Origin of the sequence: Bdellovibrio sp. HCB337, assembly GCF_047302465.1 — a bacterium.
In the GTDB taxonomy this organism is placed as follows: Bacteria; Bdellovibrionota; Bdellovibrionia; order Bdellovibrionales; family Bdellovibrionaceae; genus JACMRP01.
The window spans coordinates 951,488-967,485 of sequence record NZ_CP178621.1 but is presented as its reverse complement, the minus strand read 5'-3'; the positions used below and the strand labels follow the sequence as shown (position 1 = coordinate 967,485).

The following is a 15,998-nucleotide window of genomic DNA, read 5'->3' as shown; positions in this document are numbered from 1 at the left end:
CTTCTATTTCGGGAAGGTGAAGTAGAAGCTAGCGCCTTCGTGCTTTTTACCTTCAGCACGGATGGTCCCCCCATGCACTTCAAGAATTCGCGCAACAGAAGCTAAGCCCAAGCCAGTGCCCGGAAACTCCGAGTCATCATGCAGGCGAACCAATGGACGGAATAAGTTTTCACTATGAGCAGAGTCAAAACCATCACCATTATCCTGTAAGCAGAACGTGACCTGGTATTGATCCTCTTGAGTTTTCGCAAACTTAATTTTCGCTTCGTCTTTTTTTGAGGTGTATTTAAAGGCGTTGGACATCAGATTTTCAATGGCCAAGCGAATTAAGTGAGGATCAGCAGTAACACTGAGGCTGGATTCGATCTCCATTCGCACTTTTCGTGACGGATCGTGCTCGTGTAATAGTTCTGAAACCTCAAAGACCATCGCTGACAGATTCACATTTTCTTTTTCCAACTCGCGATTTCCAACAGTGTACAGATCCAACATTCTGCGAATTTGATCATTCACTCGCAGCCCCACTTTTTGAATAGACTTCAAATAGCCTTCGAAGCGGGGTTCAAGTTGCCCATGTAATTTGGTCTGAAGAAGTTCAGCAAAAAGTAAGATAGTGCTAATTGGATTTTTTAAGTCATGTGCCATCGTGTGCAAAGCTGCTTCAAATTGTCTTTGATGATCAGCCAGCTCCGGCAACTGATTATTCTTAAGAATATTTTCGCGCAGTTGCAGATTCTCAAGCGCAATGGCGGCACTATTGGCAAGAACTTGAAGTAGTTTGATTTCCTCTTCCGTAGGGCAATAACCATTGGCCCAATAGTTCCCAATCGCGCCAATAGGATTTTCAGCACGAATCGGCACCATGCAAAGGCTCTTCACAAAAGTTACACGGTATGCACTGTGAGGAATACGATCGTCTTGATAGATATCCTTGATCGTGACGACTTCTTTGTGAATCATCGACCAACCACTGATACAACTCTCTATTGGGAAACGTTTTCCCTTCCACAACGGAGAAACCGCAGCCTCATCAGCATAGTAACATTTGTCGCCTTCTTTAAGAACGAAAGTGGCCCCATCAGCCCCCGTCAATTTGCGCGCAGCCGCAGCCACTACAGAAGTGAGCATCGGAATGGTCGTAGTCATTGAAAGGGTCTCAACAACATCGATCAAAATTCGTGACGGATCATGTTTCATGGGCCTGTAAACCAACCTTTCTTGAGAAATCATTGTATAAACTAAATGTATTTAGCAAGTCTATTGATTTACGGTACACATTCTAACGCAGGATTTCTAGAGAGAAGTGCTTATTTTTTAAGCTAAACAAGCCTATTTTCTTGATGCTGATATAGGGAGGCCCTAAATTAGAGCTCCTATCACGCGCGGGTGGTGGAATTGGTAGACACGCAGGTCTCAGAAGCCTGTGGGAGAAATCCTGTGGGGGTTCAAGTCCCCCCTCGCGCACCAATCAGATAATCCCAAATGCTCAGACAGTCCTCAGACGATGGTTCAGAGGGGCGCTTTGTTCTGTGGCGCTTGCGGAACTCGCATTTGGGATCATCTGATTGGTCCTCTCCCCCGCGCCCTTACACACAACGTGTTCTTTAGTTTTTTGGCTAACGCCGAAATAGCGCTCTGAAACTAAGAACTCCTGTTTTCAGAATGAGGATCAAGTTGAAGTGTGTTCATTACTTCGAACGTGCTGATATGGACACGGCTGTCCTAGGGATGGATAGTTGATGTTGCAAAACTCTGCAAGATTGACAGCTCTTGAAATTCTAAAAGATTTAACATGATTAGATGATTTTTCACCCTGATGGCCGCAAAAAGGGTGAATAGAGAGTATCCACTCTGTGGCTGTGGTCGTCTCAGGTATCAAATACTTAGTGATAGAAGTGAGGGATGGGCGTGAATTTGCAACAAAGGAGAGTGTCAGGCAAAAAAATGTAATTTTAAAAACGGGGAGATAAAATGAATATGAAAATTTGGACTCAGTTGACTGCGATTGTAATGCTCACGGCAATTGTAAGTTCCGCAAAAGCACAAAGTGTCTCATTTGAGAACATTTCAGATCGAGTTCCTGGTCGCAATTACAACCCTGCCTCTACGATGGTGGATTCTAGTAATGCTAATAAACTTTTGATTGGCATTCACTCAGGATACGACCTTGTCACTTGGACAAATACAGCCTTTATCGCCTCGACGGGTGGATTCCACACGCGAACCGCGACGGACACATTCAATGTCGATATCATCGCGCCAGCAGGTTATTCGATCAGTCGTATTATCTATAAGCAGACTATCGCGAACGGTAAAACGCGTATTGCTTCTTTCTCGTCGAATCTTTCTTGGACCATCGATGGAGTTAAGAGACAGTTGCTTGCTCCTGCAACTGGCGGAGTTCTGACCAGTATTGCGACATTCTCGACAGAGGTTCCTAAAACATCCGCAAGAGTCAGTCTGGATTCGACACTGTCGGCGACGGATTACAAATACATTACTCCCAATCGCTTTGTTCGCGAGGGCAGTGCCTACATTTCAATTTCGAGCCCTTCGTTGGAAGTCGAGTTGGTGGCCTCTCCGTAATCTTTCAATGTCTTAAGTAACTTTAAAGCCCGGGTGTCCATCCGGGCTTTTTTATTTCTATATCATCTTCGTTGTGCTAGGGTTTATAAACGAACTATGGCAACAAATCACACGTCCATCCCCTATCAGAACAAAGAAAAATTCTATAAAGAATTGCATCTTGAACTCGGTGGCATTCTTGAAAAAGAATGGTTTGTGAATTTAGCAAACACTTCGGCTTTGCTAAAACAGCATTTGCCAGAAATTAACTGGGTGGGATTCTATCTCAACCGCAACAATGAGCTTCTCCTTGCCTCTTTTCAAGGTCTGCCCGCTTGTACGCGCATTGCCTTTGGTAAAGGAGTTTGCGGTACAGCGGCTCAAACACGTCAGACTCAGCTTGTGAAAGATGTTGATCAGTTCCCAGGGCATATTGTCTGCGACAGCGCCTCACGCTCTGAGATCGTCATTCCGCTGATTTTGCAAGGACGTGTGCTGGGTGTCCTCGACATCGATGCTCCTATTCTGGGGCGTTTTGACTCTGAAGACCAAAAAGGCCTCGAATCTGTCGTACAAATCGTTCTAGAAAAAACCGAGTGGCCTGAAAGATTTTAATCGCGGCAAATTTTGTATTGCATTGGCCTCTTCGAATGCTAGCATTTAGATGGATTCTTGAGGGGGAAACCATGCTAAAAACCTTACCAGTATTGATTTTTATGATGGCACTGCAAACTCACGCAGCACCTAAGTTCAACTGCACCGCCGAAGTTTTTGAGTCTCTGTCGGATGGTTCCGTTAGAACAAAGAAAGTACCTCTCAAAGTCGAAAATGAATCCGTCACACGCATTACTCTATCAGCAGATCTTGATGGTCGAGGCTTCACCTTCAGCGGAGAAAAAGAAGGCCCTTATTTTGTCACTATCAGCGAAGAGCCTGATTATACGAAAGGCTCTATGACCACGGCGAACTTTTCAAAAGAAGGGCGTCTGCAACTTTCTGTTGTGAACCAAAGTCTGGTGCACAAACTAGAGTGCTTTAAGAACTAAGAAGATCATTGATACGAATATGCCAATGTGAAGGTGTTTGGCGACCAGATTTGCCCGCGTTTTTCACTCAACTAGTGCTGCATTTGCGCCGCACTTTCCTTGTTTTGGACTGAGAATAAGTTGCTCCGTAAAGATAGCTACTGAGAACATAGCTTCTATGAAGCTCTCACATGTTGCAGTATCTCTAATCCTGATTTTATTTAGCTCTCATTCATATGAACAAACCGTTCCCATGGGATTTCTCCGAAATCAAATGAACACCGTTGTGCTCACTTCGGGCACGAGTTGGACAGTGCCTTCGGGAGTCACAAACCTTATCACTGTCGAGTGCTGGGGCGCTGGTGGCGGCTCGGCCGGTGCTTCGCAATGGTCTGCCTATGGTGCCGGAGGCGGTGGTGCTTATGCGAAAAAAAATAACCTCGCCGTCACACCGGGCGCCAGTATCACTTACTCTATTGGTGCAGGAGGCACTTCCGGCAACAATGCGTCTGGTGCAAATGGTGGCGACACTTGGTTTTCAAGTACAGGCACGGTGAAGGCCCAAGGCGGACGAGGTTCCATTCAAGATGGGACAAATTATTTGGGCGGCGCCGGAGGTGCGGCTTCGCCCACGAGTGTTGGTGATGTAACCTATGCCGGGGGCAACGGCGGTAATAATCCCGATTACTATCCAGGGGCTGGCGGCGGCGCTTCGGGCTCTCCAGCCGGAGCAGGTGCCAACGGTGCGGTTCCTCCAAATGCCACGACTGGCGGCGCTGGAGGTACTGCAAACAATGGTGGTGCCGGAGGCGCTGGCGGTACGTCGTCAGCCTCTCCCACTGTCGGAGCCGCAGGCACCGCAAACCAAAATGGTGGCGGTGGCGGAGGTGGCGGCGGATCCCATACAGGCAACGCTGCAGGAGCTGCAGGAGGAAACGGCGGCTTCCCAGGCGGAGGTGCTGGATCCTCTGGTGGAAGTTCTGGATATTACGGGGCCGTTTCTGGAACTGGCGGCGGCGGACAAATTATCCTTTATTATCGACGATAAAACGACTCCGGCGACTCCCGCACCATTTATTCGGTTTTCCATTTTACATTTTTTGGGTCCAACTAGCGATTTTTCTATGGGAAAATATCGTTCGCAGTTAAAGTGCCGGCATGAATACATTTGCTGATTTTGGACTCATTCCTTCCCTCTTAAAAACCCTCAAAGAAAAGCGCTTAAGTAAGCCTACTGAAATTCAGGCGAACGTCATCCCATTGATCATGGGTGGCCAATCCGTCGTAGGGGTTTCTGAAACCGGAAGCGGAAAAACTTTGGCCTATGCCTTGCCACTTTTGAATCACTTAAAATCTCTTGAAGACGTGGGCGATGCCGTGAAGGTCGAAAACTCGCCAAGAGCTATCGTTATGGTTCCAACACGCGAACTTGGCGAGCAAGTTTCAAAAGTATTTAAAACACTGACTCACGACACCCGTCTTCGTGTTCGTCCTGCTCTAGGGGGCATGACTCTCGCCCAAGCTAAGAAGAACACATCTGGCGCCTTTGAAGTACTCCTTGCGACCCCAGGTCGATTGGTACAAATGATTGAAGGCGGCATGATCAATCTTTCGGATGTTAGATTCTTGGTCTTTGATGAGGCCGATCAAATGATGGATCAAGGTTTTTTGCCTGATTCAAATTTCGTGGTGGAATCTTGTCCTGAAGATTTACAAATGGCTTTGTTCTCTGCAACGGTTTCAACCACAGTTCAGCAATTGATCAACGGTCTTTTCGCTAATGCTGAAGTCGTTCGCAGTAAAAACAGCGGTAAAGTCGTTTCTAGCTTAACAACCAAAAATATGATCGTAGAAAATGGCGAACGCTGGCCTTTGTTTGAGAAAATTCTTTCTCAACGCACTGAAGGTGGCACTATGGTGTTCACCAATACCCGAGAGCAATGTGATAAGTTAGCGCAGCTCTTGGTCGATAAAGGCTATGCATGCGCGGTTTATCGTGGCGAGATGGACCACTCTGAGCGTCGTGCAAATCTTAAAAAATTCCGTGAAGGAAAAGTAGATCTTTTGGTTGCGACCGATTTGGCAGGACGCGGACTTGATTTAGAACACGTGGGCCGAGTGATTAATTACCACTTACCAAAAGAAATGGCGAACTACATTCACCGCGCGGGCCGTACAGCACGGGCTGGCCGTAAGGGCTTGGTTATAAATCTTGTGACTGAGCGCGATCGTAATTTGATTTCAAAACTTGAGGGCAATAAGCCGCCTTCTCTCGAGAAAAAGACCACCACTCCCGACGGTAAACAACGCGTAGCTTCGACAAAACGTTTTAAGCATCTACGTGGCAAGCCCAAGGTAAAGGCCAAGTAATAAAAGTGCTAAGAGGTCCAGGTCCCCTGGGCCTTCCTTGAAACACAAAAAGAAACTCCTCTTAGGATGTCATTGCCAGTAACCATAATTGCGGTAGCATGTTTTATACATACTGGGGGACCGCAATGACTTCAAACCTAAGATCCGTATCTGTTCTTTTTGTAGTGGCCGCTCTCGCCGCCTGTTCACATAAACCGACACCTGCTCCTGAAACTCGTAAAGTCGCATCACAACCAAGACTGCCTGGCAATGAGCCCTACACGGCTCTCGAAGACTTCGTAGCAACTCTTGATTTAACAGCTCCTGGTACTGAGCTTAGTCTTAGTAGCGGTGGAACGTCCGTGTATGCGGTCGTGAAGCGCGGAGGAAAACCTCTTGGCGCTGTTTTGCCTGACAACGCGGCCACAAAACTTTCAGGAGAAGTTCTGAGCTTCCGACTAGCCCAAGTTTTTGGTATCGCGGATATTTACCAATCTGGTTTTTATATGCTACTTGAAGGAAAAAATCTTCAGGCCTTTCAAGCAATCATCCCAACGACACCTTTGGTGGGCGCCAAATACGCAAACAAAGAACTGAACCGTAAAGCTGTCTTAGAACGCATTCAAAAAAATCCTCAAGGTATTGATGCCATTTTTAAAGACTGGGCGCTTAAACCTTCGGACTATGATGCGATGGTCAGCCCTGCTGCCAACACTTTGAATACCAAACACGCATTAAAGGGCAGCAGTATTCCTTTCGCGCAGTTTCTTAGTTGCAAGGGACCTCAGCCTTCTGCGGCAGTTGCCGTCAGCTTTAACGGCGGAACCTCGGATGAGCTGACAGCCGCGCGCGAACTATCTACCATATTTGTCGTGGATGCCCTTGTTCAACAGTGGGATCGCTTCAGCGGTGGTAATTTGCAAACAATCACTGTGGATGGAAAAACTCATTTTGCTGCTTTTGATAATGGTGGTACATGGGGCGGCCCAAAATGGACTGAGAAATACACTCAAATCGTCAGCCGCTTTGATGCGAACGTCGTACAAAAGGTCCAAGACATGAATCAATTCCTGAATGAAGGCGGCCAAAGCTTCCTAGGCTTCACCACCGAGGAAGAGCTGATTCAAGCTCTTGGCATCGATAAAATTCGTGGTTCTTTCCCACGCTTCAAAACGGCACTAAAAACCATGGCCGAGCACATGAAGAAAAACCAAGGTTGCACTTTCCCTTAACGAAGAAAAATCAAAACGAGTCACCTGCTCTGGTGACTCGTCGAAGAAAATTAGGATTCATTTCTGGGTATTAAGATTCTTAGCGACTGCCACCAAAAACATTTTTTAAGTCTTTGTAGGCATTTTCCAAAACTCCAGGACGCTTCTCGACGGTTCTAGCCTTAAGCTCTTTCTTTTTTATGAGAAACTTTTCTAATTCTGCGTAAATCTGGCAATCTGTTTTCACATTATTCTCGCCAGTGCAACCCGCTAAATGCGCCTCTCTCTGGCCATTATCCATGATTTCACACTTCATACCGAGTTCGATTGAGGCCTTGGCTTTTGGAGCTTCACTTAGTGTCAAAATAGGCTGATTAACTCTACCAATACCAACTTCTATGTAAGGCATATTTTTCGCTGCATCTAGAGCTATGAAATGCTCTCGTCCCTTAATATTAAGTATCTCTCGAAGGCGGGATTCATTGGTTTTATCAACAATGTATTGAGTGTAATAAGAACCTTCTTTTTTTCCTTTAAAATTAGACTTTAGGGTTTCTAAGTTTCTATAAATGGTGCCATCTAAAGTTTTGTATAAACTTACAGGGTTTTCAATATGTAGAGGCTCAGTATATTCATTGATGGTAGACGCACAGGCTTCAACGGTCTCCATATCTCTAGCCGATGCGCCTTGGCCCATCGAGAAAAATAGAAAAGCGGCAAATAAGATCGTCAACTTCATAGATACCTCTATTACTAGTCTAAAGAGTTCCGAGAGTATCCACAAGAACCTAGACTTCAAACTGCTCGGAGGCGTCTCCAACTAGTATCTTGGTCTAGATGCTCATTTTGAGACGACAACAAATTTGGTCCTCCTGTGCGAACATCGACAGATTTTTTTAGTCACTTCAAAATAAGGGACCCTGCACCTGGAATGCCTTTCGCTAAGTCTATTAGCAGGAGGTACCCGTGAACAAATTCTTACTCTTTTCTGTCCTACTGTTTCAATTTGCGAATGCCTTTGCCTTTGATTGGAATGCAATGGCAACACCGGTCAAGGTTGGTGGAACTGAACTGAAGGTTTCTAAGATTACTTTTGATGATCGAAATTTTGCCCGCCAGTTTTGCGAAAAGCTCAACATGAAGCTCGCCGATTTTAGCACCTTAGAAAAAGCAGCCCACGCAAGCCCTCCTATGAAAGCGGTGCTTTTTGTCGCGGATACGAATGATGGAAAGATCTCTGGTATTTGGGGATGGAATACTGAGAAGAAATATCTTGTGAAAGACACCTCTATTGATCTCAAATTTGATGGAGATCAAGAGATCACTCCGACAAGTTTGGACCTGATTAATCAAAATGCGCCGAAATGGGGAATCACTCCTTACAAAGGACTTCCTGCCGTCTGCGCACCACAATAGTCCGCCCAGTTTCTACTTGTATACAAAGACAGGGTACCTCTAAAATATTTCCTGAGGTGCCCTATGTCTTTATTAGAATCTCTGCAGAATCAAAGCCAGATCATTATTCGTCAACGTCGCGAGCTTATCGAGCTCTTGGGCTTTGAATCTCGCAATAAATACGAAATCTGCGATGAAAATGGCAATGTGATTGGCTTTTGCGCTGAACAACAAAAGGGCCTTTTAGGAATTCTGCTTCGCCAGTTTCTTGGACATTGGCGCCGCTTTGATTTGCACTTCTTCAACAATGATCGCCGTGAAGTCTTGATCGTTAAACATCCCTTTCGATTTTTCTTTCAACGCCTCGAGATCCACACTGCTGATGGCAAATATTTAGGGGCCCTTCAGCAAAGATTTGCATTCATTCGTAAGAAATTCGATCTTGAGAATTCTCTGGGCCAAGTCATCATGAGTGTGAACTCGGGCTTTTTTCAGTTTTGGACTTTCCCATTTAAAAAGGGCTCTGTTGAAGTGGCCGTGATTCGTAAAAAGTGGTCTGGAGGTCTCAAAGAGATCTTCACCGACGCCGACAACTTTCAGATTTCTTTTAACTACCGGGAGCTCAATGAGCTTGAGAGAACTTTGATCCTAGCCTCGGGCGTCTTTATTGACCTGCAATACTTTGAAGCCAAAGGCCGCGGGGGATACGGAGAGGCACTCTTTGATTGATTCCATAAATAGGAACGCTTAAGACCCGGTTGTTACCAAATCATCACCGGGTCATCTTACTTTCCGAATGAAATATTTGATAGAAGGCTCCTGCTAACAAACAACATAGGAGTCCCCATGAAATCTTTGTCCAAGAAAGCGGCGGCTATTGTCTTCGCTTTGTCTTCTGTCGCTATTGCAGCCGGTCTTATCACAAAAGAAGAAGTAAATAAGAAAATTGGCGCAATTGCAGCCCCTTTTAACAACGAAAACACAACTCTCAAGCTCGAGTTCACAGATCTAAACGTGGACAGCGTGCGCGCTTTGGATTTTGGTGTTTCAGCCCTAGTCTCTAAAAAAGGGACTTCGAATGAACTTGTCATGAAACTTGAAAACGCCGCTTATCACTATGGTGACGGCAAGACACCAACTGTAACTGGTGATCTCTCTGTACAACTGGATCTAGTCAAAGCACTTGGCCAAGAGGTTCTTAATGGCGCTGCCAAAGACTTCGAGACTCTGCTGCAGGAGATCTCTCAAGAGTATACGCAAAAGTATGGTAATGCCGCTACCGTTAACGGCAAGGTTGAAGACGTTCAAACAGATGCTGCTGGCAACATCGAATCTGCCAAGCTTCGTATTGAAGCCGTCGTCGATTTCAGTAAATTGCCAGCGGACCTGAGTGCTAATGATGTCGAGTTTCAATCTCTGCAAGTGGCCCTCACGGCTTCAAAAACGGGCTTCAAAGGAAGTTTAAAAGTCGTCGTTAATCCGTTAAATAAATCTTTCCAGACAGATCAACCGGGTCTTAAAGAGTTGATTGAAAAAATCCTCAGTGAAGATGCTGAAACTTACCAAGGGATTTCAGATGCAATTCAGGTTTTGAACAGCGTCGCTGATTCTATTGTGAATCAAGATCCTCCAGCAGATCCACAGCCCCAGCCTTAAAAACTGTGTAGGATGACACAAATGACGGAAGCTTCATGCTTCCGTCATTCAATATAGCAAAGTCTCTCTTAGGTTTGAGCTCCAACACACCCTTCAATCGGGAGAAAGTGAGTTCCTCATGAAGAAGACTATGAGTCTAACAACATTGACCGCACTACTACTAATCGCTTCAGGCAGCTATGCCGCCCCTACTGCTGAAACAGAGCAAGCTTCGGCATCTCTTGGAGCTGCAAAAGTTTCCGAAGTTAGTTTCGAAGCAGGTAAGGCAACGCTAACTAAAGAAGCTCAAGACGAAATCCGCACCACGATCCAAGACGCCATGAAACAGGGAAAGATCGGAGAGGTCAAAGCCGCCGTTTGGGCCGATCGCGAATATCCCGTTGAAGAAAACAAAGCTCCAAAACAAGACGTGAAACTGGCTAGCGATCGCGCTGATGCGTTGAAAAAGTTCATCAAAGATGAACTCAAAGTAAAAGACGTGAATACATACAATATGGCAGAAAGACCGAATGCCCTTGAGAAGTTCGTAAATACTTCTGATGCTAAAGTCAAAACTGCGATGGAAGGCAGCGGTGCTGCTCCTAAAACAGAAAAAGAAAAGGGACTCTTTAATCAAAAGGCCCAAGCTTCAAAAGCCGTAATCATGATCTACGTGAAGTAATAGAAAAAGCGACCTTAGTATATCCCATACTCGGGTCGCTTGATTTTTTGTCAAAAAGTAAAATACTTATCGAGTCTTACTAAGTATTTCTACCTTGGTTACGTCGAGACTCTCCTTGTCCGCGTCCCACTTCTTCTCTGTCTCTATCTCTTTCTTCACGGCCTCCGCCGGATGATTCTCTTGAAGACGTCGTGTCTCTTTGTGAACCTCCACTACTAGAGCCTGTCCTTCTATTTGATGATTTCTCTTCTTGCGATGATTTGTTCTTTTTCATTGGAACCTCCTTGCGCAATCATCCTCCTGAGGAGTGGCGTCTAGTTCCCTCTTCTATCGTTTTTTATTCATATATAGCTGTAAGGTGTCACGTCGGTTCTATGCGGCCTCTCACTATTCACGATACCTGATTGCCGACGATTCGTTGCATCTTTTTCAAGATTTCAACTCACAAACAAGAAACCAACACAATATCGTTTTTAGTCAACATGAGGAGGACTTTGATGGAAATACTTTGTGAAACTTCCGATCTATTGGTTTTCTCGCATATGCGATGGGATTTTGTGTTTCGAAGATCGCAGCATTTGATGTCTCGGTTCGCAATCTTCCGCCGCGTTTTTTTCTTTGAAGAGCCCATCTATGGGATGACGAAAATTCCTCGTTATCATATCCGAGAGACCCCAGAGAACGTTCAAGTCGTCACACCCTATTTGCCACAAGGCCTCAGCACCATCGAGCAAGAATGTTCTCTCATGCGTTTAGTAAGCGAGTTGGTCAACGATGAAGGATTTCAGGCTTTCACTCTTTGGTACTCGACTCCGACGGCATTAGCCTACACTCGGCACCTAACCCCTATGGCAGTATTGTATGATTTTGCAGAAGATCTTTCAAAATGTGCCGGAGCACCTATGAACTATGCGGACCTAGAAACCGAGTTATTATACCGGGCAGACTTGGTGTTTACCGCAAGCTCTGCTCTTCATGATGTTAAAAAGTATTTCCATCACAATATTCACCACATGCCTAGCAGCATCGACTTTGAACACTTTTCTTGCGCTAGAACTCACCTGATAGATGCCGAGGACCAAGAAAACATTCCACATCCAAGGGTAGGATATTTTGGGGTTATTGATGAACGACTGGATCTAGAGCTTCTTGAAAGAATGGCCCTGCAACGCAGAGATTGGAGTTTTGTTCTCGTCGGCCCTATTGTAAATATTGATCCCGCTTGTTTGCCGCGACATTTTAATATCTTCTATCTTGGGAAAAAAGACTACAAAGATCTACCAATGTATATTTCTGGATGGGATGCCACGCTATTACCATTTGCAGTGAATGAACTAACTCGCTTCCTTAATCCAACCCAAACTCTTGAATACTTGGCCGCAGGGAAGCCAGTTATTTCCACGCCAATTCAAGATATTGTCCATCACTATGGCTTTAAGAAAACCGTCGCTATTGGCGAAACCACAAAAGAGTTTATCGGTCATATCGAAAAGGCCCTCCAAGGAGCTTGCAAAGCCGATTGGCAGAAGCAAGTGGATAGCCTGTTAAGTTATGTTTCTTGGGATAGTACATGGGCGCGCATGGCAGAACTTGAGTGGATGCTCGGAGGCACTCGCGTCATGAACAACATGCACAAGTACTCGCCCTATGAAAGCTTACAACCAAATCAAATGCAATAAAATCACGGGAGTGGCTACCACTCCCGACCTCTCAAAAATTAGTGGATATTTGTAGAATCCGTCAGATGCGGTTTTTTCATTTCGGAATTAGCCTTCACTTTGCCAATGTGATGACCCAACATTTCTCCTTCTTGAAGAGGCGCATCCGTTAATGCTTCATTTTCTCTTCGATGAGCCATCAAAGTTCCGCGGCTTTGGCCTTTGAACGCCGTTTTTTCGATTTGTTTGTCAGCTGTTCTTGGCATTAAGTACTCCATAAGTGCCGACATCTTGGAAGCTGCACCGACAAAGACATCACGCTTTGGTTTTTCGGCACATTCAAGAATTGCTTTCGCAACATAGTCCGGATGCAGAGCAGGATCTGGCAAAGAAGGCTCGCCATTTCTTAAACGATTCACGGCGTGGTCCGGGAACGGCGTATCAATGGCTGTAGGACGAATGAGACATACGGCAATAGGAATGTTTTCATGTTCAAGCTCCATACGAAGAGCATCGTTGAAAGCCTTAACCGCATGTTTTGTCGCGGAATACATTCCCTGCAAAGGAATAGACCTTGCCGAGACCTCACTGCCAACATTAATAATTACGCCCCCACGATTTTTCATTGTTTCAACAGCGACGTGACAGCCGTGGCGAACACTCCAGAAGTTCATTTCAAAGAGAGCTCTTTCCTCTTCCTCAGGAATATCCATCAACATTCCATAAATAGAGCCACCGGCATTATTTACCCAAGTATCGATGGGACCAAACGCTTCAATTGCTTGATCACGCAAGCGCTTTATCTCTTCGATTTTTGTGACGTCCGCTTTAATAGGTAAAACATTTCCACCACGGCCGTTGAGCTTATCCGCAATCTTTTGTAGGTCTTCTTCATTGCGAGAGGAAATCACGACTCTCGCGTTTTTCTTTGCAGCCATTTCTGCCGTGGCTAGACCAATGCCACTAGATGCACCGGTGATGACGATCGTTTGCAAATGTAAGGGTTTATACTTTTCTCCAATTTTTGCCATATTCATCTCCTTTTTTTGATCATCCCGAATTGTAATGGACTCTTATTGATATTTGGTGACGCCCACTTGACGGCAATAACTAACAGCCAGCCCTACAAAAAAATGTCATTTGCCCTGTTTTCATAACCGTGGGACGATCAAGATGTGCAAAAACTTTTTCGTCTCCACTCTACAAATATTGGATTGATCATTTTTGCGATCATTTTGGTTTTTGGAATCTCTCTGACTTATTCTTTTGTCAGCCTAGATGACTATCGGCATTTGCATGACAATCCCGCCATGTCAGAGTTCAGTTTTGAAAACCTGAAAAGTATTTGGAGCAAATCCTACTTTGGCATGTATGCCCCTGTGACCTACACTGTGTGGAGTGGCCAAATGGCATTTGCAAAGTGGCTGGGAGGCGACGAAATTCCTTCAGCTGTTTTTCATTTTGGCAGCGTCCTCTTGCATACACTGAACACTATTTTAGTGTATTTCCTGCTGCAGCGACTGGGCTTAAGAAAAACATATGCCGTCATTGCGGCATTGATTTTCTCACTTCATCCCGTACAGGTCGAAAGCGTCACTTGGGTCTCTTCATTTCGAGATCTACTGGCAGCCTTCTGGGGACTGCTATTTCTTAATGGCTTGATGCATGCGATTTCAAGTGAAGGACACAAACTTCTTCGCAGTCTTTATCTGGGTCTCTTTTTACTCTTTGCCCTACTTTCAAAACCATCAGCGGTAGTTTTTGTACCGCTGGCCATTTTGTGTTTTTCCACTCTACGTATAAAGCCTCAGAAAGTAGAATCGCTTTGGCTAGCCGTTTGGGCTCTGATGGCGATTGCTGTCACCATGATTGCTAAAACCATTCAGCCGGATAACTCTGTTGACTTGGTTCCGGTATTTTCAGATCGTATTCTACTTTCCTTGCACGCCCTGTCCGTTTACGCACAAAAAATTTTTTGGCCTGTTGGCCTGACTCCAGACTATGGATTGAGTCCCTTGTTTGTATTGAACTCTTGGCAGAAAGAAGGTTTTGCCTATGGGACCTTTATTTTAGCGCTCCTCGGGGTGACCTCCGCTTTGTGGTTCACTTATAGAAACAAATCTTGGGCTCAAGGACTGCTCTTTGCATTGATAGCTTTGGTCCCTTATTCGGGCTTTATTATTTTTAACTTTCAAAATGTTTCTACCATTGCTGATCGCTATCTTTATATTTCGATGATCGGAATCGCATGGTGTATCTCTTCAATCCTTGCATCTCCCCGTTGGCCACAAAAACTAGGAGTGGTTTTCGGAGCCTTGGCTATCATGACCCTTGCAGGAATAAGTTTTCAGCAGAATAGCATCTGGAAAAATGATGAAACTCTTTTCACCCACATGTTGCAATCAAACCCGCGCAGTTTTTATGGCTATGGTGGCCTGGGCAATCTATTGCTAGTTCAGGGGAAAACCAATGAGGCTCTACCACTCTTGCAAAAAGCAGTGGAATTAAGACCTACCTACCCCCAGGCACTCACCAACATAGGACGTGTTTTTGAACTGCAGGGCAAGCCTCAAGAGGCGTTACCAAAATATATTCAGGCGATCAATATCGATCCGAACTTTGTAGGAGCCTACATCAGTCTTGCAGACTTACTAGTCAGAGCAGGACGCCTTGCAGAGGCGCGCGAAACCGTCGCTCATGGCTTTACTATTGCCCCGAATTCTCGTGAACTCCACGACATCTGGAAAGACATCGAAGCTAAGCAGCAGAAATAGGTCGTTGGCTATTGCTGGGGGCTTTCTTGGAAGAACAAGAAAAAGTCAGTGTCCTTATACTTTTTCAAGAAAAAGTGCTGGTGCCCTGGCTTCATTTTTCTTTGGAACTCATGAATGCCTAAAACTCTCAGACACTCGAGCGTTAGGCGTTTCTCCTGCACACAGAAGTCAGGAACCTGTTCGGCCTTTGTAAAGGCAAGCCAGGTCATACTAAAGTACGAACGATTCAACGGTCGTAGTTTTTGCTCGATAAATTCATTCTTCGTCAGCTCATGGGCTTTGTCTTTTGAAACCAGCAACCAACAAGGCTTTTCACAAGCCTGCAAATCGGCTTCAGTTGCAGCTTCTGCATTTTCGAGGATATGAACAGGTTGCTGAAAAACTTTTTCATACTCAGTACGAGTGTGAGCAAAAACTTTTTGTGATTCTGAATTTTGCGGCAGAAAGCCCCACAAAATATAGTGAGCGTCTTTAAACTCTGGTGACAGGCGGTAAACCAATGCGTGGGCAATATTAGAACGGTCTTCAGACATATCCGACGGACGAATGATCGGAGCAGATCGTAAGCTCACTCCCGACTTAACCAAGTAGATCATACAAACTGAGATAATCACGAATGCCAATGCAAGAAGGATGATGAGCTTTTTCATTCCCAGAATATGGTCCAGAATGCCTTGAGTCGCAAGCTGCAGCGGCGAAAAACC

General features: G+C 45.3%; 17 protein-coding genes and 1 tRNA gene. 13 read left to right on the top strand and 5 right to left on the bottom strand.

What is annotated here, in order from left to right; genetic code table 11:
- Nucleotides 1-3: 3 nt before the first annotated feature.
- Nucleotides 4-1,197, bottom strand: coding sequence for an ATP-binding protein (locus tag ACLWBB_RS04690; RefSeq protein WP_413290412.1), 1,194 nt, complete (start codon nt 1,195-1,197; stop codon nt 4-6).
- Between the two features lie 183 nt (nt 1,198-1,380).
- On the opposite strand from ACLWBB_RS04690, the gene ACLWBB_RS04685 reads away from it, so the two are divergent.
- The 7 genes from ACLWBB_RS04685 to ACLWBB_RS04655 all read left to right on the top strand — a co-directional run bounded on the left by ACLWBB_RS04685 (nt 1,381) and on the right by ACLWBB_RS04655 (nt 7,171).
- Nucleotides 1,381-1,467: transfer RNA gene (locus tag ACLWBB_RS04685), tRNA-Leu, on the top strand.
- A gap of 504 nt (nt 1,468-1,971) precedes the next feature.
- Nucleotides 1,972-2,586 (top strand): hypothetical protein, encoded by a 615-nt coding sequence (locus tag ACLWBB_RS04680; RefSeq protein WP_413290411.1) that lies wholly within the window; start codon nt 1,972-1,974, stop codon nt 2,584-2,586.
- A gap of 96 nt (nt 2,587-2,682) precedes the next feature.
- A complete protein-coding gene (locus tag ACLWBB_RS04675; RefSeq protein WP_413290410.1) occupies nt 2,683-3,180 on the top strand; it encodes a GAF domain-containing protein in 498 nt (165 codons plus the stop codon).
- A gap of 71 nt (nt 3,181-3,251) precedes the next feature.
- Complete coding sequence (locus ACLWBB_RS04670) at nt 3,252-3,611, top strand: hypothetical protein (RefSeq protein WP_413290409.1); 360 nt, start codon at nt 3,252-3,254, stop codon at nt 3,609-3,611.
- A 253-nt stretch (nt 3,612-3,864) separates the two neighbouring features.
- Nucleotides 3,865-4,638: a hypothetical protein gene (locus ACLWBB_RS04665; protein WP_413290408.1), complete on the top strand. Its 774-nt coding sequence runs from the start codon at nt 3,865-3,867 to the stop codon at nt 4,636-4,638.
- A 110-nt stretch (nt 4,639-4,748) separates the two neighbouring features.
- Nucleotides 4,749-5,960: a DEAD/DEAH box helicase gene (locus ACLWBB_RS04660; protein ID WP_413290407.1), complete on the top strand. Its 1,212-nt coding sequence runs from the start codon at nt 4,749-4,751 to the stop codon at nt 5,958-5,960.
- A 125-nt stretch (nt 5,961-6,085) separates the two neighbouring features.
- On the top strand, nt 6,086-7,171 hold the full coding sequence (locus tag ACLWBB_RS04655; RefSeq protein WP_413290406.1) for a hypothetical protein: 1,086 nt from the start codon (nt 6,086-6,088) through the stop codon (nt 7,169-7,171).
- A 79-nt stretch (nt 7,172-7,250) separates the two neighbouring features.
- Here ACLWBB_RS04655 and ACLWBB_RS04650 read toward each other — a convergent pair whose 3' ends face one another.
- Nucleotides 7,251-7,889 (bottom strand): hypothetical protein, encoded by a 639-nt coding sequence (locus ACLWBB_RS04650; protein ID WP_413290405.1) that lies wholly within the window; start codon nt 7,887-7,889, stop codon nt 7,251-7,253.
- Between the two features lie 227 nt (nt 7,890-8,116).
- On the opposite strand from ACLWBB_RS04650, the gene ACLWBB_RS04645 reads away from it, so the two are divergent.
- The 4 genes from ACLWBB_RS04645 (at nt 8,117) to ACLWBB_RS04630 (ending at nt 10,862) form a co-directional block, all read left to right on the top strand.
- Entirely contained in the window at nt 8,117-8,566 is a 450-nt protein-coding gene (locus ACLWBB_RS04645; RefSeq protein ID WP_413290404.1) for a hypothetical protein, read from the top strand.
- A gap of 63 nt (nt 8,567-8,629) precedes the next feature.
- Nucleotides 8,630-9,274 carry a phospholipid scramblase-related protein gene (locus ACLWBB_RS04640; protein ID WP_413290403.1) on the top strand — a complete coding sequence of 215 codons (645 nt, stop codon included), beginning with the start codon at nt 8,630-8,632 and terminating at the stop codon, nt 9,272-9,274.
- 117 nt (nt 9,275-9,391) lie between these two features.
- Entirely contained in the window at nt 9,392-10,201 is an 810-nt protein-coding gene (locus ACLWBB_RS04635) for a hypothetical protein (RefSeq protein WP_413290402.1), read from the top strand.
- A gap of 118 nt (nt 10,202-10,319) precedes the next feature.
- Nucleotides 10,320-10,862, top strand: a complete 543-nt coding sequence (locus tag ACLWBB_RS04630; RefSeq protein WP_413290401.1) for a hypothetical protein — start codon at nt 10,320-10,322, stop codon at nt 10,860-10,862.
- A gap of 79 nt (nt 10,863-10,941) precedes the next feature.
- Here ACLWBB_RS04630 and ACLWBB_RS04625 read toward each other — a convergent pair whose 3' ends face one another.
- The gene (locus ACLWBB_RS04625; protein WP_413290400.1) at nt 10,942-11,136 is read right to left on the bottom strand and encodes a hypothetical protein; all 195 of its coding nucleotides are present in this window, start codon (nt 11,134-11,136) and stop codon (nt 10,942-10,944) included.
- Between the two features lie 223 nt (nt 11,137-11,359).
- Here ACLWBB_RS04625 and ACLWBB_RS04620 point away from each other — a divergent pair, with 223 nt between their 5' ends.
- Nucleotides 11,360-12,541: a glycosyltransferase family 1 protein gene (locus ACLWBB_RS04620; RefSeq protein ID WP_413290399.1), complete on the top strand. Its 1,182-nt coding sequence runs from the start codon at nt 11,360-11,362 to the stop codon at nt 12,539-12,541.
- A 38-nt stretch (nt 12,542-12,579) separates the two neighbouring features.
- Here the strand turns inward: ACLWBB_RS04620 and ACLWBB_RS04615 are convergent, their stop codons facing one another.
- Nucleotides 12,580-13,551 carry an SDR family oxidoreductase gene (locus ACLWBB_RS04615; protein ID WP_413290398.1) on the bottom strand — a complete coding sequence of 324 codons (972 nt, stop codon included), beginning with the start codon at nt 13,549-13,551 and terminating at the stop codon, nt 12,580-12,582.
- Nucleotides 13,552-13,695: 144 nt separating this feature from the next.
- Here ACLWBB_RS04615 and ACLWBB_RS04610 point away from each other — a divergent pair, with 144 nt between their 5' ends.
- A complete protein-coding gene (locus tag ACLWBB_RS04610; protein ID WP_413290397.1) occupies nt 13,696-15,294 on the top strand; it encodes a tetratricopeptide repeat protein in 1,599 nt (532 codons plus the stop codon).
- Between the two features lie 8 nt (nt 15,295-15,302).
- Here ACLWBB_RS04610 and ACLWBB_RS04605 read toward each other — a convergent pair whose 3' ends face one another.
- A complete protein-coding gene (locus ACLWBB_RS04605; protein WP_413290396.1) occupies nt 15,303-15,944 on the bottom strand; it encodes a hypothetical protein in 642 nt (213 codons plus the stop codon).
- Nucleotides 15,945-15,998: the final 54 nt, after the last annotated feature.